18 protein-coding genes are annotated in these 25,430 nt (G+C 65.8%); 5 read left to right on the top strand and 13 right to left on the bottom strand.

Annotation, left to right across the window (positions count from 1 at the left end; genetic code table 11):
* Nucleotides 1-219 precede the first annotated feature (219 nt).
* The gene (locus tag NR187_RS06125) at nt 220-1,155 is read left to right on the top strand and encodes a glycerophosphodiester phosphodiesterase (protein WP_249129128.1); all 936 of its coding nucleotides are present in this window, start codon (nt 220-222) and stop codon (nt 1,153-1,155) included.
* A 36-nt stretch (nt 1,156-1,191) separates the two neighbouring features.
* Here the strand turns inward: NR187_RS06125 and NR187_RS06120 are convergent, their stop codons facing one another.
* Nucleotides 1,192-3,471: a spermidine synthase gene (locus NR187_RS06120; RefSeq protein ID WP_256806044.1), complete on the bottom strand. Its 2,280-nt coding sequence runs from the start codon at nt 3,469-3,471 to the stop codon at nt 1,192-1,194.
* Nucleotides 3,472-3,702: 231 nt separating this feature from the next.
* Here NR187_RS06120 and NR187_RS06115 point away from each other — a divergent pair, with 231 nt between their 5' ends.
* Complete coding sequence (locus NR187_RS06115) at nt 3,703-5,313, top strand: NAD(P)/FAD-dependent oxidoreductase (protein ID WP_256806043.1); 1,611 nt, start codon at nt 3,703-3,705, stop codon at nt 5,311-5,313.
* A gap of 244 nt (nt 5,314-5,557) precedes the next feature.
* On the opposite strand, the gene NR187_RS06110 is transcribed toward NR187_RS06115, so the two are convergent.
* Nucleotides 5,558-5,713, bottom strand: coding sequence for a Flp family type IVb pilin (locus tag NR187_RS06110; RefSeq protein ID WP_049823422.1), 156 nt, complete (start codon nt 5,711-5,713; stop codon nt 5,558-5,560).
* A 164-nt stretch (nt 5,714-5,877) separates the two neighbouring features.
* Between NR187_RS06110 and NR187_RS06105 the strand changes: the two genes are divergently transcribed.
* Nucleotides 5,878-6,765, top strand: a complete 888-nt coding sequence (locus tag NR187_RS06105; protein WP_256806042.1) for a 50S ribosomal protein L11 methyltransferase — start codon at nt 5,878-5,880, stop codon at nt 6,763-6,765.
* 29 nt (nt 6,766-6,794) lie between these two features.
* Here NR187_RS06105 and NR187_RS06100 read toward each other — a convergent pair whose 3' ends face one another.
* On the bottom strand, nt 6,795-6,968 hold the full coding sequence (locus tag NR187_RS06100) for a hypothetical protein (protein WP_211384516.1): 174 nt from the start codon (nt 6,966-6,968) through the stop codon (nt 6,795-6,797).
* A 187-nt stretch (nt 6,969-7,155) separates the two neighbouring features.
* On the opposite strand from NR187_RS06100, the gene NR187_RS06095 reads away from it, so the two are divergent.
* Complete coding sequence (locus tag NR187_RS06095) at nt 7,156-8,982, top strand: aminopeptidase P family protein (protein ID WP_256806041.1); 1,827 nt, start codon at nt 7,156-7,158, stop codon at nt 8,980-8,982.
* A 234-nt stretch (nt 8,983-9,216) separates the two neighbouring features.
* A complete protein-coding gene (locus NR187_RS06090) occupies nt 9,217-10,491 on the top strand; it encodes a multidrug effflux MFS transporter (RefSeq protein ID WP_256806040.1) in 1,275 nt (424 codons plus the stop codon).
* Between the two features lie 113 nt (nt 10,492-10,604).
* Here the strand turns inward: NR187_RS06090 and ligA are convergent, their stop codons facing one another.
* From ligA to murC, 10 genes are all read right to left on the bottom strand, one after another.
* Nucleotides 10,605-12,758, bottom strand: coding sequence for an NAD-dependent DNA ligase LigA (gene ligA, locus NR187_RS06085; RefSeq protein WP_256806039.1), 2,154 nt, complete (start codon nt 12,756-12,758; stop codon nt 10,605-10,607).
* Between the two features lie 160 nt (nt 12,759-12,918).
* Nucleotides 12,919-14,589 carry a DNA repair protein RecN gene (gene recN, locus NR187_RS06080; RefSeq protein WP_211384512.1) on the bottom strand — a complete coding sequence of 557 codons (1,671 nt, stop codon included), beginning with the start codon at nt 14,587-14,589 and terminating at the stop codon, nt 12,919-12,921.
* Nucleotides 14,590-14,602: 13 nt separating this feature from the next.
* Entirely contained in the window at nt 14,603-15,493 is an 891-nt protein-coding gene (locus tag NR187_RS06075) for an outer membrane protein assembly factor BamD (protein ID WP_211384511.1), read from the bottom strand.
* Nucleotides 15,494-15,738: 245 nt separating this feature from the next.
* Nucleotides 15,739-16,701, bottom strand: a complete 963-nt coding sequence (gene lpxC, locus NR187_RS06070; protein WP_256806038.1) for a UDP-3-O-acyl-N-acetylglucosamine deacetylase — start codon at nt 16,699-16,701, stop codon at nt 15,739-15,741.
* 360 nt (nt 16,702-17,061) lie between these two features.
* A complete protein-coding gene (gene ftsZ / locus NR187_RS06065) occupies nt 17,062-18,858 on the bottom strand; it encodes a cell division protein FtsZ (protein ID WP_211384509.1) in 1,797 nt (598 codons plus the stop codon).
* A gap of 87 nt (nt 18,859-18,945) precedes the next feature.
* Entirely contained in the window at nt 18,946-20,268 is a 1,323-nt protein-coding gene (ftsA, locus tag NR187_RS06060; RefSeq protein ID WP_211384508.1) for a cell division protein FtsA, read from the bottom strand.
* On the bottom strand, nt 20,265-21,293 hold the full coding sequence (locus NR187_RS06055) for a cell division protein FtsQ/DivIB (protein ID WP_211384507.1): 1,029 nt from the start codon (nt 21,291-21,293) through the stop codon (nt 20,265-20,267). Before NR187_RS06055 ends, ftsA begins: the two co-directional genes overlap by 4 nt.
* A gap of 349 nt (nt 21,294-21,642) precedes the next feature.
* On the bottom strand, nt 21,643-22,629 hold the full coding sequence (locus NR187_RS06050) for a D-alanine--D-alanine ligase (RefSeq protein WP_211384506.1): 987 nt from the start codon (nt 22,627-22,629) through the stop codon (nt 21,643-21,645).
* Nucleotides 22,630-22,760: 131 nt separating this feature from the next.
* Complete coding sequence (gene murB, locus NR187_RS06045) at nt 22,761-23,681, bottom strand: UDP-N-acetylmuramate dehydrogenase (protein ID WP_256806035.1); 921 nt, start codon at nt 23,679-23,681, stop codon at nt 22,761-22,763.
* Nucleotides 23,682-23,956: 275 nt separating this feature from the next.
* Nucleotides 23,957-25,360: a UDP-N-acetylmuramate--L-alanine ligase gene (gene murC / locus NR187_RS06040; protein WP_211384504.1), complete on the bottom strand. Its 1,404-nt coding sequence runs from the start codon at nt 25,358-25,360 to the stop codon at nt 23,957-23,959.
* Nucleotides 25,361-25,430: the final 70 nt, after the last annotated feature.

The following is a 25,430-nucleotide window of genomic DNA, read 5'->3' as shown; positions in this document are numbered from 1 at the left end:
GGGCGGGATTCCAGGGCGGCGACCATGAGTACATACAAGCCGGGCGGACGCAACCCAAGCCGCCGCCCAAGCTTTCAACAGCCGCGAAAGCCTATAGAATAGGCCGGCCGCGCCGAATGCGTTCAAATGCCGTCCTTTCCGCCTGCCCTTCGAGCCACCATGCCGTCACCTGCTGCGATATTCCTGACCGTGCTGACATTTCTCATTGCGGGAGAGGCCATGGGATCCGATTCGGCCTTCGACCTCGAGGCGCATCGCGGCGGTCGGGCGCTGCTGCCGGAAAACACCCTGCCGGCCTTCGCCAACGCGCTCTCGATGGGCGTGGACACGCTGGAGCTCGACGTCGGGGTGACCGCCGACGGCGAGGTCGTCGTCTCGCATGAGCGCGGGCTCAATCCCGATCTGGCGCGGGATGCGAGCGGCACCTATGTCGCGCCCCCCGGCACGCCGTTCGTGAAGATGCGGTTCGCCGACGTCAGGACCTACGACGTCGGCCAGATCCGGCCGGACAGTCCTTACGCGAAGCAATTTCCCGATCAGCGCGCCGTGCCCGGGACACGCATTCCGACCTTGAGCGAGCTGTTCGCGCTGGTGCGCAGGTCCGGCAACACGCGTGTGCGATTCAACATCGAGACCAAGATCGACCCAAACCATCCGGACCAGTCTCCCGATCCGCAGGCTTTCGTCACCAGGTTGCTCGCCCTGATCGAGACGGAAAAATTCTCCGACCGCGTCATGATCCAGTCGTTCGACTGGCGAACCCTGCAGCTCGTCCAGCAGCGGGCACCGACGATGCCGACGGTGTACCTGACGCTCCAGCGCGGCTCGGGCCGGACGGTGGCGCTGGATCAGGCAACCAACTGGACGGCGGGGTTCAGCCCGGCCGATCACGGCGGCTCGTTGCCGCGAACGATCAAGGCCGCGGGTGGCGCGATCTGGTCGCCTTATTTCGGCGACGTGAGCGCGGCACTTGTCGCCGAGGCCCACACGCTGGGACTGCACGTCGTGGTCTGGACCGTCAACAAGCCCGAAGACATGGCGCGCATGATCGAGATCGGCGTCGACGGAATCATCTCGGACCGCCCCGACCTGCTGCGGCAGATCGCCGGCGAGAAGGGAATTGCGTTGCCCGTGGGCACGCCGGTGGTGCCGTAACTCCCAGCCATCCTGTAGCCCGAAGCTACGACGACCTTACTCCCCGTCCCTCAGGCGCCGGTAGAGCGCGCCCAGGATGTTGGAGTAATCGTCGGTCCAGACCCGCACCCTGTCGTCGGCCTCGGTCTGCTCCCATACTTTCGACGATGCGAGCCTGCCGACATCGGCATCCTCGCGCGCGGAAATGACGACGTCGGTCGAGAAGATGTAATCGGAATCGCGCCCGGAATCCTCGTTGTAGACCCAGCTCTTGAGATCGTTGGCATCGGCGATGCCGACCACGACGGTCTCGAGATCGAGGTGCCGGTTGGAGACGTGCATCACCACGGCGCCGTGCGGGGCGAGCTTGTCCTTGTAGATCTTCATCGCCTCTTCGGTGGCCAGATGAATCGGGATCGCATCCGACGAATAGGCATCGACGATGATCAGGTCATAGACGCCGTCGGGCTCTTTCGCGAAGGTGAGGCGGGCGTCGCCAATCACCGGCTTCAGGCCCGGCATGCAGCTCGAAATGTAGCGGAAGTTCTTCGGGTCACTCGCCGCGTCGACCATGGACTGGTCGATCTCGAAGAACGTCCAGTTCTCCCCGGGCTCGGCCGCACAGGCGAGCGTGCCCGAGCCAACGCCGATCGCGGCGACCTTCAGCGGTGCGCCCTTGCGCTCGCGGATCGCGCTGACGGCCTGACCGATGCCGCCGTCCTTGTGATAATAGGTGATGGGCTCGGGCCGACCGGTAACAGGCGTGCCGTCATTGTTGCGGAAGCGCTCGGCGCCGTGAATGGTGGTGCCGTGCATCAGCACGTGGAAATAGCCGCCGGGCGTCACCACGATCTTGTGCACCCCGAAGAAGCTGCGCACCGTGGTGACGCGGCCCTCGTCCGCCGGATAAACGCGGATCAACGCCAGTGCGAGCGCGACGGTGGCGAATATCTTCCAGCGGCCGGCATTGACCGCCAGCACCAGCAGCGCGGCGAGCACGCCGACCGCACCGGCCACCCAGACGCGGTGATCCTCGAACCAGGTCGAGATCCCGCCCGTCGTGGTGGACGGCGCAACGAGCGCCACCGCGAGCGCGGCCAGCGCCAGCCAGTACCATTTGACGATGCCCGCCAGCCGCTCGTTCGCGGGCGGCCGGCACAACACGGCAAGCGCAATCAGGATCGGATATTCCGCGATCCACGAGAATGCAAAGGGCGCAACGAGCCCGGCGAACAGGCCGCCGACCATGCCGCCGAACGACAGCGCGACATAGAAGCCGGTGAGATATTTGGCCGCCGGCCTGGTCCGCGCCAATTCGCCGTGGCAGGCCATCGCGATGACGAAGAAGCACAATTGATGGCCGCCGAGGGTCAGCAGCAGGTTCTGCTCGCCGCCGAAGGCCAGCAGAACGACGACGCCGGCAATCGCAACCGGCTGAAGCATCAGCATCCATTTGTGCGGCAGCAGCGGCCGCGACTGGAACACCACCACCCAGGTCAGCAAGTACAGCGACAGCGGCAGCACCCACAGCAGCGGCGCAGCCGCAACGTCGGTCGAGATGTGCGCGGTCACCGCGATGAGCAGGCCGGACGGCACGCCGGCGAGGAAGATCCAGCGCAGCCGCGTCAGGACGCCGGGCGCCGGCGCGTTGATGTCCCCGGTTCGCGCATCGACCGTGGCCAGCTTCGGCGAGCGCAACAGCAGTACGCCGCACGCGGCGATCAGGAGGATCAGAAGACCGTAGCCGCCGGTCCAGAGCCGGTTCTGCGTGTGCAGCGTGAACATCGGCTCCAGCAGGAACGGATAGGACAACAGCGCAAGGAAGCTGCCGATGTTGGAGGAGGCATAGAGGAAGTAGGGATCGTGCCCGGCGGGATGTCCGGTGCGGACGAACCAGGCCTGCAACAACGGATTGTTGGCGGCGAGCGCGAAGAACGGCAGGCCGATCGAGATCACGAACAGGCCGAGCAGCCAGATCGCGTAGCCGGAAGCCGGCGGCTCGCCATAGGCCGAGGCGATGCCGAGCGGCAGCGTGGCGAAGGCAAGCACGAGCAACACGAGATGCACCGCGACGGGAACGATGCGGCTCCGGATCTGCATCAAGAGATGCGCATAGGCATAGCCCGCCAGAAGCAGCGACTGGAAGAACACCATCGCCACCGACCACACCGCCGGCGAGCCGCCGAGCCGCGGCAGCACCATCTTGGTGAACAGCGGCTGCACCGAGAACAGCAGGAGCGCGCTGACGAAGATCGCGGCGGTGTAGACCGTCAGCAGCAGCCGGTTGCGCGACGAGGACGGCTGCTTCGTGGCGGCGGGTTGCACGATCGAATCCATGGAAGCTCCAGCAAAAGCGTTCTCCAGCGAAGTGGGCACCGGTTCGCGCGAGAAAACGCGTCGAATAACTGCCCGGCGGGCGCCGGCCGCGCGCAATGGAGCACAGGGCACCTGAACGGGCAATAAAGGGTCTCGTGATGTTGCAGCGAGAAATGCCTGATATACAGATGTCATTCCGGGCTCGGTCCTTCAGACCATCCCGGAGTGACATCGGAACAAATTGAACTCGTCATGACCGAAACCGACGTCGTCATCATCGGCGCGGGCCATAACGGCCTCACCTGCGCGACCTATCTCGCGATGGCCGGCCTGCGCGTGCGCGTGGTCGAACGCCGCAAGGTGGTCGGCGGGGCCGCAGTCACGGAGGAGTTTCATCCGGGCTTCCGCAATTCGGTGGCGGCCTACACCGTGAGCCTGCTCAATCCGCAGGTGGTTCGCGACCTGGGGCTCGCCGAGCAGGGCCTGCGAATCGTCGAGCGGCGCGCGCAGAATTTCCTGCCCGCGCCCGACGGCAGCCATCTCCTCACCGGCGAGGGACGGACGAAGGAGTCCGTCGCGCGGCTCAGCGCGCATGACGCCAACGCGCTCGACGGATTTTCGCGCGAGCTGGAAGATATCGCCGACGTACTCAGGCAATTCGTGCTGCGCGCACCGCCGAACCTGCTCGCTGGTTTCGGCACGGCGGCGATCCGCGAGGCTCTCAACGCGGTCCAGAGCGCCAACATCCTGCGCGGCCTGACGCTGGAGCAGAGCCGCAGCCTGCTCGATCTCTTCACCCGCTCGGCCGGCGAGATGCTGGACGAGCGCTTCGAGCACGATCTGGTCAAGGCGCTGTTCGGCTTCGATGCCATCGTCGGCAACTACGCCAGCCCTTACGCCGCCGGCTCGGCCTATGTGATGCTGCATCACGCCTTCGGCGAGGTGAACGGCAAGAAGGGCGTCTGGGGTCACGCCATCGGCGGCATGGGCGCGATCACGCAGGCGATGGCGCGCGCCGCACGCGACCGGGGCGTGACGATCGACACCGATGCGGACGTGCGCGAGGTGATCGTCGAGCGCGACCGCGCCGTCGGAATCGCGCTGGAGAACGGCGAGACGATCCGCGCCAAATATGTTGCGTCCAACGTCAATCCAAAACTGCTCTATACCCGGCTGATCGCGGCCGACGCCCTGCCCGAAAACTTCCTCGCCCGCATTCGCAATTGGAAGAACGGCTCCGGCACCTTCCGCATGAACGTGGCGCTGGACCGCCTGCCCTCCTTCACGGCGCTGCCGGGCGAGGGCGATCACCTTACCTCCGGCATCATCCTGGCACCTGATCTCGGCTACATGGACCGCGCCTGGCTCGACGCTCGCGCGCGCGGCTGGAGCCGTGAGCCCGTGGTCGAGATGCTGATCCCCTCGACGCTCGACGACACGCTCGCGCCCGGGGGCAAGCATGTCGCGAGCCTGTTCTGCCAGCACGTTGCCCCCGAGCTTCCGGATGGAAAGTCGTGGGACGACCATCGCGACGAGGTCGCCGACCTCATGATCGCGACGGTGGACAAATATGCCCCTGGTTTTGCGGCGAGCGTGCTCGGCCGCCAGATCCTGTCACCGCTCGATCTCGAGCGGCAATTCGGTCTCCTGGGCGGCGACATCTTCCACGGCGCGCTGACGCTGAACCAGCTGTTCTCGGCGCGGCCGATGCTGGGTCATGCGGATTATCGCGGCCCCCTGAAGGGCCTCTACCACTGCGGCTCCGGCGCCCACCCCGGCGGCGGCGTCACCGGCGCTCCCGGCCACAACGCCGCGCAGGCGATCCTGCGGGACCACCGCTCGCTGTTCGGAAGCCGTGGATAGGTCTGTGGATGAGTTGTGGACAGGCTGTTGGCAAAGCTGTGAAGCGGCGGTGGAAACCCCTCGCGGCCGATCCGGCCAAGCCGGGTACAAGGCGGTGGAAAATCTGGGGATGAGTGCCGGGATAAGGCCGTGGACAAGGTCCGGAAAACGAGCGGATAGCCCGCCCGGGGCAATCCTCCGGGCGGGCGATCGTCGGGAAATAGCCTATGAAGAAACTAGCTCGCTGGGAAATGGGAGGCGGAAATTACTTCAAGGAGGTGCTAATCGAAGTGAACTTGTCGTTCATCGTGGTGCCCAGGCCGTTCACCACGGTGATGATTGCGAGCGCGATACCGGCTGCGATCAGGCCGTACTCGATCGCCGTCGCACCGGATTCATCGGACCAGAACTTCAAAACCATGTGCTTCAAGACTCGTCTCCATTTCTATCTCAAGCTGTGTTGCTTGCCCTCAACATCCGTAAATCTACGACGCACAACCTGAGGTTCGGTTAAGCCGGAGATTGCAAGTTATGTGGAAAATTGGGAACAAAAGTTCCAAAAATTGAACCCGACGGAACCCGAGAATGCAGCTGACCCCCACCCATCGCGCCAGTTTTTCGATCGGCAGCGAGAACGCCGCCAGGCGCGTTGTCGACGTGCTCACCGAGGTGTTTTTCGAAGGCGATGCGGCAGTCGCGGCCTTCGAGCAGCCTGACGGACAGTGGGACGTCACGCTGCATTTCGCGGACCCGCCGGACCAGGCATGGCTGCGCGAACTCGTTGCAAACTCAGCAGGAATCCAGATCGCGGACACGCTCACCTTCGATACCGTCGAAGCCAAGGACTGGGTCAAGGCGAGCCTGGAAGATCTTGTCCCGGTGCCGGCCGGGCGCTTCGTCGTCCACGGCAGCCATGACCGCGAGCGGGTGACGCCGAACAAGCTCGCCATCGAGATCGAGGCGGCGCTCGCCTTCGGCACCGGACACCATGGTACCACGCGCGGCTGTTTACTGTTGCTTGACCATGTCCTGAAGAGTTCCCGACCGAGGAACCTGCTCGACCTCGGCACCGGCACCGGCGTGCTGGCCATAGCGGCGGCGAAAGCGCTGCACCGCGCGGTGCTGGCCTCCGACATCGACCCGCCCTCGGTACGGGTGGCCGCCGAGAACGCCTCGCTGAACGAGGTTGGTCATCATGTGCGGGTGATCCGCGCCACCGGCTTTGCCGCGCCTGATTTCGGCAAGCGCGTCCCGTTCGACCTCGTCCTGGCCAACATCCTTGCCAATCCGTTGCGGCAATTGGCGAGTCCGATGGCACGGCACCTTGCGCCCGGCGGACGCGTCATCCTTTCCGGCCTGTTGACGCACCAGGCCCCTGCCGTGATCGCGGCCTACCGCGCGCGCGGCCTCGTGCCGTTGCGACACTTGCGGATCGAGGGGTGGAGCAGCCTGTTGCTGCGGAAGCTTTCGTAAGGTCGATGAGCGCTGCGCTCGACGCCGCGCTACTTCGCAGGCTTCTCGTCACGGGGCGTCGATGCGCGCAACGCCCGCTTTGCGCGGCGCTCGGCGAAACGATTGATCATCTGGCCGATGAGGCCGCGCGGCTTCTTCGGTGTCGCCGCAGCCGGGGCGCGGCGCACCGGCGGGGAAATCTTCTCAAACGTGAACGCCGGCATCGTGTGTCCCCTCGCCGTTGAGATGAACCACCTGCTCGAATTTTCCTGTTATCCGGACGAAGCGCAACTGCCGCATCCGTACTCCACTCAATTCGAATGGAACCTATTCAAGCACAGTCCGTGCCAGATGCGACCTCAAATGCGTCTACATTGCGGACTGATCCTCATGATCCTAAAGTGATCCACCATGTTCGAAGCGCACTTCCAGACATTCGAGGAGCCCGAGGCCGGCGTCGCATTGACGGCGCGCCTGGCCGCGCTCCGTGAAGAACTCGCCCGCCGCAAGCTGACCGGCTTCGTGATCCCACGCGCCGATCAGCAGCAGAACGAATATGTGCCGCCGTCGGAGGAGCGCCTGGCCTGGTTGACCGGCTTTACGGGCTCGGCGGGATTGGCGGTGGTGCTGACCCACGAGGCCGCGGTCTTCGTCGACGGCCGCTACACGATCCAGGCGGCCAAACAGGTCGATGCAAAGGCCTGGGCGGTGGAATCGCTGATCGATCCGCCGCCGGAAAGCTGGGTGACGGCACATTTGAAAGCCGGTGATCGCCTCGGATTTGATCCGTGGCTGCACACTTTTGCGGCAGCCGAGCGCCTGTCCGCCGCCTGCGCCAAGGCCGGCGCCGAGTTGGTCGCCGTCGACAGCAACCCGGTCGATGCGGTCTGGCAGGACCGGCCGCAGCCGCCGATAGCGCCGGTCGCGGTGCACGGACTGCAACATGCCGGCGTCTCTGAAGCCGAAAAGCTGACGCAGATCAGAAGCGAGATCGGCAAGCTCGGCGTCGACGCGCTGGTGCTGTCCGACAGCCATGCCGTGGCCTGGACCTTCAACATCCGTGGCGCCGACGTCGCGCACACGCCGCTGCCGCTGTCCTATGCGCTGGTGCCGAGGGACGGACGGCCGACCGTGTTCCTCGACCACCGCAAGCTCTCGAACCTGACGCGCGACCATATCGAGCAGTCGGCAGACGTGCGCGAGCCCGATGCGATGGCGCCGACGCTGATGGCGCTGGCCAGAAGCGGCGCGGCGATCGCACTCGACAATGCGACCGCGGCCGACGCGCTAAGCCGACTGATCGCGGGTGCCGGCGGCAAGCCGGTTCGCGGCAACGATCCGATCGCGCTGCTCAAGGCTGTGAAGAACGCGACCGAGATCAAGGGCACGCAGACGGCGCACCGACGCGATGCGATCGCGCTGGCGCGCTTCCTCGCCTTCATCGACCGCGAGGCGGCAAGCGGCAAGCTCACCGAGATCGACGCGGTCGAGGCGCTGGAGACGTTCCGCCGCGATACCGGCGCGCTCAAGGATGTGTCGTTCCCGACCATATCGGGCACCGGCCCGAACGGCGCCATCGTGCACTACCGCGTCACCCGCAAGAGCAACCGGCGTATCGCGCCCGGCGATCTGCTGCTGATCGATTCCGGCGCGCAATATGAAGACGGCACCACCGACGTCACCCGCACCATGGCCGTGGGCGAGCCGACGGGCGAGATGCGCGACCGCTTCACCCGCGTGCTGCGCGGCCACATCGCGATCGCGCGCGCGATCTTCCCCGACGGCACCAATGGCGCACAGCTCGACACGCTCGCACGGCAATATCTCTGGGCCGCCGGCGTCGATTTCGAGCATGGCACCGGCCACGGCGTCGGCAGCTATCTCTCGGTGCACGAAGGACCGGCGCGGATCTCGAAGCTCGGCACCACGCCGCTGAAGCGCGGCATGATCCTGTCCAACGAGCCGGGCTACTACAAGACCGACGGTTTCGGCATCCGCATCGAAAATCTCGAGCTGGTCGTCGCCGCCGACATCGAGGGCGCCGAGAAATCCATGAACGCCTTCGAGACGCTGACCCTGGCACCGATCGACCGCCGGCTGATCGATGTCGGCATGCTGGGCAAGGACGAACTCGACTGGCTCAACGCCTACCACGCGCGCGTGAGCGCCGAGGTGCGGCCGGCGCTGGACGAGGCGACCAGGGCCTGGCTCGACGAGGCGACGGCGGAGCTGAAATAGCGCAGCGCATGGCGCTAGGCGATTTGCGCAAGGCTCTCCTCGCACCACAGCCGTCATGGCGCGCAAAGCCGGGTTCATGAAAGCGAATTTGCGATGCAACTCGCGTCCAATTCGTCGCAATCGCGCTGCCATTACAACCGTCCCGGAATCCGTATAGCCGCATTCCGAAACGCCGATATCCGTCTTGCGTGAGCAAGCTACAGTCCGATTCGAATTGCAACGAGACGGACACGCATGCACGGCATGATCAGCAAGCCGCCGGGAGCGGCACAGAACATCGCGACCTCGCGCGTGGTGTTGCTGCTCCTGGTCGTCATGACCGGGATCGCGCCGATCTCGCTCTACATGCTGGTTCCGGCGCTGCCGGTGCTGGCGGCGAATTTCGGCAGCGACATCTCGATCGCGCAGATGACGGTGTCGCTCTACATGGTCGGCATCGCGCTGTCCCAGCTGATCATGGGGCCGCTGTCGGACCGCTTCGGCCGGCGTCCGGTGCTGCTCACCGGCCTCGCGCTGATGGTCGCCGCCAGCGTCGCCTGCATCTTCGCGCAGAACCTGCCGCAGCTGATCGCCGCACGCTTCTTCCAGGCGCTGGGCGGCGCCGCCGGCATGGTGGTGAGCCGCGCCATCATCCGCGACATCTACGAGCGCGACCGCGTCGCCTCGATGATCAGCCTCGTGGTCGCGGCGCTGATGATCGGGCAGATGGTGTCGCCTCTCACCGGCGGCCTGATCGAGACCGCCTTGGGCTGGCGCGCGATCTTCTACGTCATCACCGTCGGCGCGATCAGCGTTGCCGTCGGCATCGCGGTGGCACTGCCGGAGACGCGCCGCACCCGCGCCGCCGGCAGCGGCTTCCGCGGCGACGTCGGCGTGCTCATCCGCAACCGCGCCTTCGTCGGTTACGTCATGTGCCAGGTGCTGGCCTCGCAGATCATCTTCACCTTTGCCGGCGGCGGCCCCTACATCGTGGTGACGCAGATGGGCCGCAGCAGCGCCGAATACGGCGCGTGGTTCGCAACGACCGGCTTTGCGTATCTCGTCGGCAACCTGCTCTGCGTGCGCTTTGCGCCGCGGCACTCGCTGGAGAGGCTGATCTGGTTCGGACTCGGCCTCCAGCTTTGCGGCAGCCTGCTGAACCTGCTCTGGAGCTTCACCGGCTGGAACGAGGCGCCCGCCTGGCTGTTCGGCACGCAGATGATCGTGATGGCCGGCAATGCCTTCGTGATGGCGAACTCCGCCGCGGGCGCGATCAGCATCCGTCCCGAGGCCGCCGGCACCGCGTCGGGTGCGATGGGCTTTCTCCAGCAGGGCATCGGCGCGCTGATGTCGCAATTCGGTGCCTATCTCGGCGGCCATTCCTCGACGACGCTGCCGCTCACCGCTGCGGTCCTCGCGATCTCGCTGCTCTGCGCCTGCATGATGATCTTCGTCGTCCCCCGCCGCGAGGTGGTGGTGAGCGAGACGCTGATCGGACAGGCGGAGGAGGAAGAGAGCGGGATGATGTGAGTGGCGCAGAGTGGCCTCCCCGTCATTGCGAGCGAAGCGAAGCAATCCAGACTACCGCCGTGGAAAGATTCTGGATTGCTTCGTCGCTTCGCTCCTCGCAATGACGGGAATCCTCACTCCCCGATCAGCTGCAGCCACTCGTCCTCGGTCAGCACCTTGACGCCGTGCTTGTTGGCCTCCGCGAGCTTCGAGCCCGCGCCCGGGCCGGCAACGACGAGATCGGTCTTCTTCGACACCGAGCCCGACACCTTGGCGCCGAGCCGCTCGGCGGTCGCCTTGGCCTCGTCGCGCGTCATCTTCTCCAGCGAGCCCGTGAACACCACGGTCTTGCCGGCGACGGCCGAGTTGCTCTTCGGCTTCTCGGCGTCGACGATCTCGACCTCCTTCGTCAGCCGCTCGACGATGCCGCGATTGTGGCTCTCGCCGAAATAATCGGCGATGCTCTTGATCACGGTGTCGCCGATCTGGTCGAGCGCGTCCATCTCCGCCATCGCCTCCTCGTCGCCCCTGGCGACCTTCAGGCAGGCATCGTGGAAAGCCTCCCAGGAGCCGTAGCCGCGTGCCAGCGCCAGCGCCGTGGTCTCGCCGACATGGCGCATGCCGAGCGCGTAGACGAAGCGCTCCAGCGCGATCCTGCGCCGGCTCTCGATGGCGCCGAACAGATTGCGCACCGAGGTCGCGCCGTAACCCTCGATCTCCTCCAGCTTGAGTTTCGAGTTGCGCTTCTCCAGCGTGAAGATGTCGGAAGGCTCCTTCACAAAGCCCTCGTCGAAGAAATACTGGAGCTGCTTCTCGCCAAGACCGTCGATGTCGAAGGCGCGCCGCGACACGAACAGTTTGAGGTGCTCGATCTTCTGATAGGGGCAGGCAAACTCGCCGGTGCATCGGGCGCGCGATTCCTCCTCGCCGGCCGCCGTCTCCCCGCGCACGACGTCGGTATGCAGCGGACACGGGCATTTCTTGGGGAAGAGGTATTCCTTGGCGCTCTTCGGTCGCTTGTCGAGGTCGACGTCAACGATCTGCGGGATGACGTCGCCGGCGCGCTGGATCACGACGGTGTCCCCGATCCGGATGTCGCGGCCCTCTCGCAGCACCTCACCCTTGTTGCCGATGCCCCTGATATAGTCCTCGTTGTGCAGCGTGACGTTCTGCACGATCACGCCACCGACGCCCACCGGCTCGAGCTTGCCGACCGGCGTGAACGAGCCGGTGCGGCCGACCTGGATCTCGATGTCGCGCAGCACGGTCATGGCCTGTTCAGCCGGGAATTTGTGCGCGATGCCCCAACGCGGCGTGCGCGAGACGAAGCCGAGTCGCTCCTGCCAGTCGATCCGGTCGACCTTGTAGACGACACCATCGATGTCGTAGTCGAGCTTGGCGCGCTGCTCCTCGATCGAATGATGAAACGCGAGCAGTTCCTCGACGGTGTGACACAGCTTCGTCAGCGGATTGGTCTTGAAGCCGCAGCGCTCGAACCAACCGATCATGCCGCTCTGCGTATCCGCGGGCATCGCGCTCATCTCGCCCCAGGCATAGGCAAAGAAGCCCAGGGGGCGCGAGGCGGTGATGGTCGGATCCTTCTGCCGGAGCGATCCCGCGGCCGAGTTGCGCGGATTGGCGAAAATGGTGCTGCCTTCCGCCTTCTGCCGCTCGTTGAGCGCGAGGAAGGCTTTCTTGGTCATGTAGACCTCGCCGCGCACCTCGCAGATATCGGGGATATTGCGGCCCTTCAGCTTCTGCGGCACGTCTTCGAGCGTGCGGATGTTGGCGGTGACGTCCTCGCCCTCCGCGCCGTCGCCGCGCGTCGCGGCCGTGACCAATTCGCCGCTCTCATAGCGCAGCGACATCGAGAGGCCGTCGATCTTCGGCTCGGCGGAGAAATCGACCTTGTCGTCGTCGAGCTTCAGGAAGCGCACGATGCGGCCGACGAAGTCGCGCACGTCCTCCTCGGCAAAGGCGTTGTCGAGCGACAGCATCGGGACGGAATGCCGGACCTTCCTGAAGCGCCCCGACGGCGCCGCGCCGACCTTCTGCGACGGCGAGTCCGCGCTGACGAATTCCGGGAAGCGCTTCTCTATCGCGTTGAAGCGCTGGCGCAACGCGTCGTACGCGGCATCGGTGACGGTGGGGGCGTCGTCCTGATAGTAACGCTCGTTATGCGCCTCGATCTCGAGCGCGAGCCGCATATGCTCGACCTTGGCCTGCGCCTTGGTGAGGTCGGCGACGTCGCGAAGCGGTGTTGCTTTGGATCTTGCTGCTCTGGCCATGGTGCTTGGATACGACGGAGCGGGCGGGAGGGTAAAGACGGTTACAATTTCGTGCCCCGGACGCGGCGCAACGCCTCTTCGGCGGTGCGCTGCAGAGCCGCGGCCCATGGGGCAACATTCCGGGTCCCGGCTTGCGCGGCGCGCGTCCGGGACACGAAGGCTAACTCGCCGCCTTGAGCAGCCGTTCCGCAGCCGCCCTCGCCTCGGCCGTGATCTCGGCGCCGGCGAGCATGCGCGCGATCTCCTCGCGGCGGTGGTCGGCGCCCAGCGCATTGACGCGGGTGGCGACGCGCTTGCCCTTGTCCAGCGCATCCTTGGAGATCAGCAGATGCTGGTCGGCACGGGCGGCGACCTGCGGGGCGTGGGTCACGGCCATCACCTGGACCTTGCCGGCAAGGCGCGCGAGCCGCCCGCCGATGGCATCCGCGACCGCGCCGCCGACGCCCGTGTCGATCTCGTCGAACACCAGCGTCGGTGCCGAGCCGCGATCGGACAGCACGACCTTGAGCGCCAGCAGGAAGCGCGACAGCTCGCCGCCGGAGGCGACCTTCATCAGCGGGCCCGGCTTGGTGCCCGGATTGGTCTGCACCCAGAACTCGACGCGGTCGAACCCTTGCGGGCCCGGCGCGGCCTCATCGGTCTCGACCTGGGTCATGAACTTTGCGCGTTCGAGCTTGAGCGGGGCGAGCTCGGCATTGACGGCCTTGTTGAGCTTCTCCGCCGATTTCTGCCGCGCCAGCGACAGCTTCTTGGCGGCGGCGGCATAGCGGCTATCTGCCTCGATCGCGGCCTGCTCCAGCTTTTTCAGTCGCGACGCACCGGCATCGATCAGCACGACGTCGGCGGCATATTGGGCGGCAAGCGCGGCGAGCCCGTCGACCGGCGTCGAATATTTGCGAGACGCGGCACGCAAGGCGAACAGCCGCTCCTCGATGCGCTCGAGCTCGGACGGGTCGAAGTCGGTTGCGGCGAGCGCAGCCTGGAGGTGCTGGTCGGCCTCCTCCAGCGCGTTGATGGCGATGTCGATCGCCTTCACGGCGGGCTCGACCAGCGCCGGCGAATTGACGCCGCGGCGCTCCAGCCGGCGCACGGCGGCCGACAGCGCCGCGACCGGCGAATGGTTGCCGCCGACGGCCTCCTGCGCCTCGCGCAAATCGGAGGCGATCTTCTCGCCCTGCATCATGGTGGTGCGGCGGGACGCGAGCGAGGTTTCCTCGCCGTCCTTGGGCGCGAGCTGCTTCAGCTCGTCCGAGGCGTGGCGGAGGTAATCGGCTTCGCGCGCGGCACGCTCCATGCCGGCGCGATGTTCCTCCAGCGCGGTGTTGGCGGTCCGGCGCGCGTCCCAGAGCGCTTCGACCGCCGCGACATCCTTTTCGAGACCGGCGAAGGCGTCGAGCAGGCGGCGGTGGGTGGCGGCATCGACCAGCGCGCGCTCGTCATGCTGGCCGTGAATCTCGACCAGGGCGGCACCGACCGCCTTCAGCGTCTGCACGCTGATCGACTGGTCGTTGATGAAGGCGCGGGTGCGGCCATCAGCGAGCTGCACCCGGCGGAGAATCATCTCGCCGGTATCGTCCAGCCCGTTCTCGGCGAGGATCTTCGCTGCGGGGTGATTCTTCGGGATATCGAATACGGCGGTGACCTGCCCCTGCTCCGCGCCGTGGCGCACGAGGCCGGCATCGCCGCGGCCGCCGAGCGCCAACGCAAAGGCATCGAGCAGGATGGATTTGCCCGCCCCGGTCTCGCCGGTCAAAACCGCGAGGCCCGTTGCGAATTCGATATCGAGCCGTTCGATCAGGACGATGTCACGGATCGACAGACGCGCCAGCATGAAACTCTATTTCCTAGCCGAGACCCATCTTCTTGAAGGTCTTGCTGATCCAGGACCCCTGATTCTCGCTCGGTTCGAGACCGCCTGATTTTACAAGATTATAGGCGTCCTTGTACCAGCGACTGTCAGGAAAATTGTGCCCGAGCACTGCGGCGGCCGTCTGAGCCTCGCCGACGATGCCGATGGCCATATAGGCCTCGGTCAGGCGGTACAGCGCCTCCTCGACGTGGCGGGTGGTCTGGTACTGCGTCACGACGGCCTTGTAGCGGTTGATCGCCGCCGTGTAGTCGCGCTTCTGCGCGTAATAGCGGCCGACGTTCATTTCCTTGCCGGCGAGCTGGTCGCGCGCACCCTCGATCTTGGCCTTGGCCGAGGTCGCATATTCGGAGGTCGGATATTTGCGCACCACCTCTTCCAGCGAGGCGATCGCCTTCTCGGTGCGGGTCTGGTCGCGGCTGATGTCCGGGATCTGGTCGTAATGCGAGGCGGCGATCAGGTATTGGGCATAGGCCGCATCCGGACTGCCGGGATGCAGCGTGACGTAGCGCGTCGCGGCGCCGATGCAGCTGTCGTAGTCGCCGCCCTGGTAGGACGCATAGGCCGACATCAGCAGCGACTTGCGGGCCCAGTCGGAATAAGGATGCTGGCGGTCGACCTCTTCGAACTTCTTGTTCGCCGCCTTCATGTCCTTCTTCTCGTTCATGAGGTACAGGCCCTCATTGTAGATCTTGTCGGCAGGCTCCTCGACGAAGGTGTCGTCCTTGGCGGTGAATTTGTCCCAGAGCGCGCCGGTGCCGCATCCAGCCAGCGGCATCGCGAGCAGGAAGAGGGTGGCGGCCTGAAGCAGCCCGCGGGCTCGGGGCGAGGCCGAAAAAGATCCGCGCGTCATACGCTGTGCCGACATGAATATTGCCCTGACGCCCTGTGATGCGGTGTCCGCCAGCCCATGAACCCCGTCACGGGCGCGAAATGTAGCCGTGGTGCCTGCCATGCGACCACGCCGGTGTAACCGAAAAACGATCTTGTACCAACCGGATAGGCAGGCATTTCGCCCGGATTAAGGCGAACGCGCCGCAATCCTAGCCGATCATTATTACCAGGAGTTTCCCGGGGAAAAGCGCCGCCAAACGCCAGCGGTAACGGGTCTGTTCAGGACACGTCCGGCCCGTAGGCCGCGGCGATCCGGCCGCCGACGATGCTGCGACCGGTTTCGGCCACGGGACGCGCGGTGCGACGGGCCGCCTCGCCCTCGACCACCCGCCAGGCGGTACGGTCGGCGAGCAGCGCGGTCAGGACGGCATGGTTGAGCTTGTGGCCGCCACGCACCGAGCGGTAGGCGCCAAGCAGCGGCAGACCGGCCAGCGCGAGGTCGCCGATCACATCCAGCACCTTGTGCCGTGCACATTCGTCGGCGTAGCGCAGGCCCTCGGTGTTGAGCAGCCGCTCCTCGTCGAACACGACGGTGTTGTCGAAAGAGGCGCCGAGGGCGTAGCCGGCGCTCCAGAGCCGCGCGACGTCGCACATCAGACCGAAAGTCCGGGCGCGGCCGACTTCGCGGCGGAAACGTTCCGGGCTGAGGTCGAAGGCATAGCTCTGCTGGCCGATGACAGGATTGGTGAAATCGATCTCGACCTCGGCGCGGAACCCGCTGGCGTGGGGCCTGATCTCGCCGAAGGAATCGCCGATCTTGACCGAGATCGGCTTCAAAACCTGAATGAAGCGGCGCTGCGCCGGCTGGGTCACGATACCGGCCTGATCGATCGCGGCAATGAAAGCCGCGGCGCTGCCGTCCATGATCGGCACTTCCGGCCCGTCAATCTCGATGATGGCGTTGTCGACACCCATGCCCCGCAGTGCAGCAAGGACATGCTCGGCAGTGGAGACCAGCGGGCCGTTGCGATCGCCGAGGACAGTGGCGAAATCGGTCGCGATCACCTGCTCGGCAGTCGCCTGAACTTCGCGGTCACTTCCCTCGAGCCCGGTGCGGACAAAAATAAGACCCGCGTCGACAGGCGCAGGCCCAAGGGTGAGAGTGACGGGAAGACCGGAATGAACGCCGACGCCTGCCACGGAGGCTTGCGCACCAAGCGTTGTTTGCCGGCTAAATTTCATCAGGAACCGCCCCACTACGACCACTGCGACTTATACTGAACCCGATCGACCGGCCAAGGCCGCTCGCTCCGAATCCGTATCCCCAAGTCACGGCAAACCATAGTCACTGCCTCAAACAGCGCCAACTCACGCTTTTTTACCGATTGTTACCCCAAACCTGCCGCATTCGCGCCAAGGCTTAACCAAATTGGGCCGGAGTTTTGGACCGTTATCGGCAGTTTTACTGAACCATCGAATGCGTAATTAATTATTTAAAATCAGTTGCTTGCCTTCGCAATCCGGATATGCACGGGACAAAAGGAAAGGTCCCGGCAAGCTTCCCGCCGGGACCTTTTTGCGTCTGCCTTATTGTAACAATCCTCAGGTCGCCTGCCGCCGCAGGAAGGCCGGGATATCAAGATGGTCGTCTCCCTGTGGCGCGGGTGCAACAGGCGCGGGACGGCCATGCATGTCCAGGCCCTGGGGCGCGGGACGGCGGGCATACTCAGACACCGGCTCGCTGGCCGCGATCTGCTGCGCCACGGTCTTCTGGGGGCGGCGATCGGGCAGCGGGGGCATCGCGGGACCAGCGGTACGGGCCGCGATCGGCGCTTCGCTTTCCTCGTCGCGACGGCCGAGGCCGACATTGGCGAGCCGCTGGAGCAGCGACAGGCGGGTCTTCTGCGGGGTCTCTTCTTCCATCTCGCCGCGGGCCTGGCGAAGCTCGGCCTGGGCCGGCATCGGCAGCTCCTCGATACGCGGCATCCGCGGTGCGCGGACCGGCGCACGCTCGGCCTGCGGCGGGATGAAGGTTTCCGGCGTCATCGGCTCCTGCATGGCGAGCGGCGCCTGCTCGGGCTCCGGGAACAGGGTCGGCTTCTGCGCGATCGGACGCACGGTGACGTCGCCGTAGGTCTGCATCGGCGCCGGAGCCTGCGGGACGTCCGAAACGGCGGCGGCGATGGCGGCGAGCGCGGCGCGCTCGACGTTCGAACGCGGGGCGGCGGCGGCCGGAGCCGGCGCGGCGGCCGGGACCTGCGCTTCCAGCTTCTGGGCACGCTCGGCCATGCGCTGATTGTCGGCGCGGAGGCGCGCGGTCAGGTCGGCGAGGCGGCTCTCGGCAACCGCGGCCGGAGCAGCGGGAGCCTGCTGCGCCTGCGGCGCCGCGTTCGCGACCGGAGCGCTGGTGGCCTGGGTGTTGCGGGCGATCGTCGCCTGCTCGATGCCGGTGGCGACGACCGAGACGCGGATCAGGCCGTCGAGCGCTTCGTCGAAGGTCGCGCCGACGATGATGTTGGCGTCCTGGTCGACTTCCTCGCGGATGCGGGTCGCGGCTTCGTCGACCTCGAACAAAGTGAGATCCTTGCCGCCGGTGATGGAGATGAGAAGGCCCTTGGCGCCCTTCATCGAGCTGTCGTCGATCAGCGGATTGGCGATCGCGGCTTCCGCGGCGGTCAGCGCGCGCTTGTCGCCGGAGGCTTCGCCCGTGCCCATCATCGCCTTGCCCATCTCACGCATCACGGCGCGGACGTCGGCGAAGTCGAGGTTGATCAGGCCTTCCTTGACCATCAGGTCGGTGATGCAGGCAACGCCCGAATAGAGCACCTGGTCGGCCATCGCGAAGGCATCGGCAAAGGTGGTCTTCTCGTTGGCAACCCGGAACAGGTTCTGGTTCGGGATGATCAGGAGCGTGTCCACCACCTTGTGAAGCTCGTTGATGCCGGCTTCAGCGGTGCGCATGCGGCGACCGCCCTCGAAGTGGAAGGGCTTGGTGACGACGCCGACGGTGAGGATACCCATGTCGCGCGCGGTCTTGGCGATCACGGGCGCTGCACCGGTGCCGGTGCCGCCGCCCATGCCGGCGGTGACGAACACCATGTTGGCGCCCGAGAGATGGTCGCGCAGTTCGTCGATCACCTCTTCGGCCGCCGCAGCACCGACGTTCGGCTGCGAGCCTGCACCGAGGCCTTGCGTGACCGCCGTGCCCATCTGCACGATGCGCTGCGCCTTCGACATCGTCAGCGCCTGCGCATCGGTGTTGGCGACCACGAAGTCGACGCCCTGGAGGCCCGCCGTGATCATGTTGTTGACGGCGTTGCCACCGGCGCCGCCGACGCCGAACACGGTGATCCGGGGCTTCAACTCGTGAATATCAGGAACATTGATGCTGATGGTCATGTTTGCCTCTCGATCACGCGCGCGTGGGTTCGCCCCGGCCGGCGGCCGCGGGAGTTGGTGAAATTCGAAGATTGCGGAACAGGTTCATCAGAAGCCCTCGCGTAGCCATCGTCCGACCTTTCCAAAATAACCGCCCGTCCCTGTCTTGACCTGCTGCCGCGTATGCCGCGGTTCGACATGCTCGTGGTGAACATATTGCGGGTAGACGAGGAGCCCGGCCGGCACCGCGAACGCGGCGTTCTTCGCCTCGTTGGGCAGCCGGCCGAAACCGAGCGGACGCCCGACCCGCACGGGCCGGCCGAGAATTTGCGTTCCGAGCTCGACGAGGCCGGTGAGCTGCGAGGCGCCGCCCGAGAGCACGACGCGGCCGTTCGGCTCTGAGGCGAAGGGCGAATCCTTCAGCTTGTCCCGAACCATTTCGAAGACTTCCTCGGCACGGTGCTTGACGATGTTGGCGATGGTGGCGCGGGAGACGATCTGCGGCAGATCCTGCTCGTCACCGGCTGTCGGCACAGACATCAGCTCACGCGAGTCCGATCCGCCGGTGATGACGGTGCCGTATAACGTCTTGATTCGCTCGGCATCGGCAATGGTCGCGGAGAGTCCCCGCGCGAGATCCATCGTGATGTGTTGCCCGCCGACCGCAAAACCCGCCGCATGCACGAACCGGCCGCCGGAATAGACCGCGATCGTGGTGGTGCCCGCGCCCATCTCGACGACGGCGGCACCGAGATCGGCCTCGTCATCGGTCAGGACCGACAGACCGGCCACGTAGGGGCTCGCCGCCATGGCTTCGACATTGATGTGGCAGCGTTCCACCGCCAGCATCAGGTTTCGCGCCACAGTGGCGTCGCAGGTGACGACGTTCATGTCGACGCCGAACTGGTGCGCGACCATGCCGCGGGGATCGCGGATGCCCTTGACGCCGTCGAGCGTGTAGCCGACCGGCAGCGCGTGCAGCACGGTGCGGCCCTCGCCGGTGGCGTGGCGCATGCCGGTGGAGGTGACGCGGCTGACATCGGCCGGCGTCACGGCGCCGCCGCGGATGTCGGCCGCAGCTTCAACGAGCTGACCGGAGAGCCGGCCGCCGGAGACCGACAGCAGCACGGATTCGACCCGCACCTTGGCCATTTTCTCCGCAAGCCCGACGGCCTGTCGCACCGCCTGCTCGCATTCGCCAAGATCGACCACCGCGCCGGCCTTCATGCCGCGCGACTGGATCTGGCTGTAGCCGATCAGCTCGACCGCGTGGGTGCGGCCGCGCAGCGCGTCGCTCGGCGCCGACGGCTTCAGCCGTGCGATCATGCAGGCGATCTTGCTGGTGCCGATGTCGAGGCAGGCGACGAGGCCGCCGCGCTTGTGCGGCATCGGGCGCGTCTTCGGCGTCTGGGTGCGATCAAGACCGGTCATGCGGCGTCCCCGGCCTTCTTTTTCTTCTTGTCCTTGAACAGGTCTTCGCGCGCCTTGGCGGCGTCGTCGGACAGCTGCACCACCAGCCGGTCGGGCAGGCGCATGTCGACGGCGACGATGTCGCGGGAGAACAGCTTGTCCTCCTTGTCGAGCCTGGACAGCATCGCCAGCGCGTTGCCGACGTCCTGCTCGGGCAGGCGGATGTCGAGGCCGTCCTTGAGCCTCAAATTCCAGCGCCGCTCACCGACGAAGATCGCGGCCTTCGTGATCGAATTGACCTGCGGGTAGCGCGCCAGCAGGGCGAGGAAGTCGCGGGCCTGCGTGTCGGCACCCTTGCCGACCACGAGCGGCAGCGACAGGAAACGGCGCGAGACATAGGGTTCGAGCACAGCGCCGTCATCAGCGATGACGGAAAGCCGGCCGGCCTCCTGCCACAGCGCGAATGCCTGGCGCTCGGTGATGTCGATCATGAGCCGGCCCGGATAGAGCTTCAGCACGGTCGCGTCCGCGATCCAGGGATTGGCCTTGAGCTTGTCGCGCACGGCGTCGGCATCGAGGAACAGCAGCGAGGATCGGCCGCTGACGCCGCCGATCGCGAGGATCTCGTCCTGGCTGAGCTGCTTGCGGCCGTTGATCGCGACGGAGGTGATGCGGAAGCCGGCGGAATTGGCCAGCGCGTTGCGGGTGTCGTTGACCGCCGTGATGAAATCCTGGAGATGGCCGCCCTTGACGATACCGAAGCCGCAGCTTCCGATCAGCAGCAGCACGGTCATGCTGATCCCGACCCGGCGCGGCAGATAGCGCTCGACCAGCGCGATCAGGCGCGGCGGCGGCTCGCGCTCGACGACGGCCTTGGCCTTCGCTTTGGTCTTGATCCTGTCCTTGGCGGCAGCGCGCTTGTCGTCGCGCTTCTCCTGCACCCACTCGCGCAGAAGCACGACCGCTCCGATAGCGGCCGCCTTCAGGTCAGCTTGGGGCCTCAGCGATCTGAAAAGCGACCGGGTGAGGCTTCCTGCACGATCCATTGCACGAGCTCGTCAACAGTTTGCCCGCGACATCGCGCGGGTCCTGGCGAACATGACGTCTCGGACTTGCCGGGCCGGGTGCTGGTCTTCAGCAGAAGAAAACCTCTCCCCTTCAAAGCGTTCGCTGGAGGTGAAACACCCGCAACAGCCCACACGCCGGCAGCCAACGCGTCATATGCGCCGCCAGCGTTAACCTTCGGACGTCCTGGTAAACAAAAGGTAAAGTTCGTTAACGGCGCGCGCTTTTTGCCTAGGCCTGTGAGGTATTTATGCCGCTATGTCCGGCATTTTACCGGTTTTGGGTTCCAAAACCGCCCATTTCGCCGATTTGGCCGTTAACCAGTCCTAACTATTTCCGCACACCCCGCCCGGCGAGCTCGACCAGGCCGCGCAGGAAGTCGACGAACGCGATGCCCTCGGCCTTCAGCGCCTTTGGGTAGAGCGAGGACTTGGTCAGCCCGGGCAGCGTGTTGGTCTCGAGATAGACCAGGCCCTTGTCCGAGACGATGAAGTCCGAACGGGAATAGCCGGTGCAGGACATCGCCCGATGCGCCAGCATCGCTTGGTTCTTGAGCGCGGCGGTGACCTCTGCGGTGAAACGGCCCGGGCAGATCTCCTGCGTGGTGCTCAGGAGATATTTCGCGGCGTAGTCGAAATTGCCTTCGCCCGGAATGATCTCGATCGGCGGCAGCGAGATGATCGAGCCGTCGGGCCGCTCCAGTACGCCGCAGGTTGCCTCGACGCCGGCGATATAGGGCTCGATCACGTACTCTTCGTGGCTCGCAGCATTGCGGACGGCGACGAGGTCCTGCTTGGCGTTGACGAAGATCAGGCCATAGCTCGAACCATCCTTGGCCGGCTTTGCGATCAGCCGGCCGTATTCGGCGAAAGCCTGATCGATCTCGTCCAGCGCAAGGTTTGCCGGCGGCGTCACGCCGCCGAGTGCCGCGAACCGCTTGGCCGCGATCTTGTCGAAGGCAAGATGCGAGGAGGCCGAGCCCGAGCCGGTGAAAGGCACGCCGCGTGTCTCGCACATCAGCTGCAATTCGCCGTTCTCGGCACGCCCGCCATGCAGGCCGAGCACCAGCACGCGGTCTTCCGTCTTCGCCTGGTCGAGCGCCTGCTCCAGCGGAATGCCTGATGTGCCCGGCTTGAACTCGTCCTCGAACGGACGGGCATGTTCGAGCAGTTGCCTGGACTGGACGGTGTGCACCTTGTCTTCGACGTCCCACCACCAGAGGTCCGCCTCGGGCAGCGCCTGGTGCAGTGCCTGGGCCGAGGCGACCGAAACCAGACGCTCTCTGTTGGAGCCGCCAAAGAGGATGGTGATGCGCATGTCTTTGTTACCTATCCTAGCCAGTCGTCGTCATTCCGGGATGCGCCGTTAGGCGCAGGCCCGGAATCCATAACCACGAGCCGGGGTTATGGATTCCGGGCTCGCGACTGCGTCGCGCCCCGGAATGACACTTACGCGGAAACTCCGATCCGCTTGATTTCCCAGTGCAGCTCAATTCCGGAATTTGCCTTCACCCGTTCACGCACGGTCTCGCCCAGCGTCTCGATGTCGTGCGCGGTGGCATCGCCCGTGTTGATCAGGAAATTGCAGTGCATCTCCGAGACCTGTGCGCCCCCGACGCGCAGGCCGCGGCAGCCGGCGGCATCGACCAGCTTCCAGGCGGAATGGCCGGGCGGGTTCTTGAAGGTCGAACCGCCGGTCTTTTCGCGGATCGGCTGCGCGGTCTCGCGATGGGTCTGCACCTCCGCCATCCGCGCGCGGATCGCCTCGGTATCCCTGATCTCGCCGCGAAAGCGCGCGGACGTGAAGATGATCGAGGGATCGACGCCGCTGTTGCGGTAGACGAATTTCATGTCGGCATTGGAGAAGGTGTGCTTCGTGCCGTCGCGCCCGACGCCTCGTGCCTCGATCAGCACGTCCCTGGTCTCGCCGCCGTTGGCGCCTGCATTCATGCGCAGCGCGCCGCCGATGGTGCCGGGAATGCCGAAATAGAATTCGAGGCCGCCGATATTGGCGCCGGCCGCCACTTCCGCCACCCGCCTGTCGAGCGCGGCAGCGCCTGCGGTGACGACATCGGCGCTTGCACTCGCCTCCCCAAAGGCGCGCGGCGCAAGCCGGATCACCACGCCCGCAATGCCGCCGTCGCGCACGATCAGGTTGGAGCCGACGCCGACGACATAGACGGGAATGTCGGACGCAAGATGCGCGAGGAAATAGGCGAGATCGTCCTCATCCGCCGGCGTGAACAGCACCTGCGCCGGACCGCCGACGCGAAACCAGGTGAGTTCGGCAAGCGACTGGTTGGCGAGCAGCCGGCCGCGCAGCTCCGGCATCGCGGCTTTGAGAGCGGGCGTGATGTCCGGGAAGGTCATCGCGCGCTGACCGACATGCGAGCTGGATCGAGATTGCGCCGCGTGACGTTGTCCGCCAGCGGCCGGAGCTTACCCCTCTCCCCAACCCTCCCCCGCAAGGGGGGAGGGAGCCTGACCGGCGTGCTCACCTCACCTCGCGTCACGGCTACGCTCTGATCCTTTGCGAGAGTCAGGAAGGCACCGACGGATGGGTTCCCTCCCCCCTTGCGGGGGAGGGTTAGGGAGAGGGGTGGCCACACGGGCGGTGATCGACGATGACTCGACATCCGGTCGCCCTACCCCAGCGCCTTCAATTCGCCGGGCAGCGCATACGCCCATTGCGTGATGTTGCCGGCACCCAGGCACACGACGAGATCGCCCGACTTTGCGAGCCCCTTGACGATGCCCGCAAGCTCCGATGCCGCCGGCAGCGGGATCACCTCGCGGTGACCGTGGGCGCGCAGGCCCGTGACGAAATGGTCGCGGTCGATGCCCTCGATCGGTGCCTCGCCCGCGGCATAGACGTCGGCGACGACCACCGCATCCGCATCGTTGAAACAGGTGCAGAATTCCTCGAACAGCGACTGCAGGCGGGTATAGCGATGCGGCTGCACCACGGCGACGATCTTGCCGTTGGTGGATTCCCGCGCCGCCTTCAGCACTGCCGCGATCTCGACGGGGTGATGGCCGTAATCGTCGATCACGGTGACGCCGTTCCATTCGCCGGTCCTGGTGAAGCGACGCTTGACGCCGCCGAAGCCGGCGATCGCCTTTCGGATCGCGTCGTCCGACACGCCGAGCTCGCGCGCGACCGCAATCGCCGCCGTCGCGTTGGAGGCATTGTGGCGGCCCGGCATCGGCAGCATGAGATCGGCGATCTCGTGCACAGCGCCGGTCTTGCGATCGCGGAATGCGACCTTGAACTTCGATCCGCCGCCCATCGGAGTCAGATCGACGAACCGCACATCGGCCTGCGGATTCTCGCCATAGGTGACGATGCGGCGATCCTCGATCTTGCCGACCAGGCTTTGCACGACGGGATGATCGATGCACATCACGGCAAAGCCGTAGAACGGCAGGTTCTCGACGAAATGGCGGAAGGCGTCCTGCACGGCCTCGAAGGTCTTGAAGTGATCGAGATGCTCGGGGTCGACATTAGTGACGATCGCGACATCGGTCGGCAGCTTCAGGAACGTGCCGTCGCTCTCGTCGGCTTCGACCACCATCCAGTCGCCGGCCCCGAGGCGGGCGTTGGAGCCGTAGGCATTGATGATGCCGCCATTGATCACGGTCGGATCGAGACCGCCGGCATCGAGCAGCGTTGCGACCATCGTGGTCGTCGTGGTCTTGCCGTGGGTGCCGGCGATCGCGACGCAGCTTTTCAGCCGCATCAGCTCGGCCAGCATCTCGGCGCGGCGCACCACGGGAATGCGCCGCTCGCGCGCCGCCATCAGTTCCGGATTGTCGCGCTTGATCGCGGTGGAGACGACGACGACCTCGGCACCGTCGACGTTCTCGGCCTTGTGGCCGACCGAGACCTTGGCGCCCTTCTTGCGCAAGCGGTCGAGATTGTAATTGTCGGAGGCGTCCGAGCCCTGCACGGCGTAGCCGAGATTGACCAGCACCTCGGCGATGCCGCTCATGCCGATCCCGCCGATCCCGACGAAGTGGATGGGTCCGATCTCGCGCGGCAGTCTCATGCTCTGTTCCCTGACCTTGCCGCCGGAAAGGGCGGCATCTGGCGAAGGTCACGGCCAAATCAGCCGCGCG

The sequence above is a fragment of the Bradyrhizobium sp. Bra64 genome (genome assembly GCF_024519875.1).
GTDB lineage: Bacteria > Pseudomonadota > Alphaproteobacteria > Rhizobiales > Xanthobacteraceae > Bradyrhizobium > Bradyrhizobium japonicum_G.
This window is presented reverse-complemented; position numbering and strand designations above follow the sequence as displayed.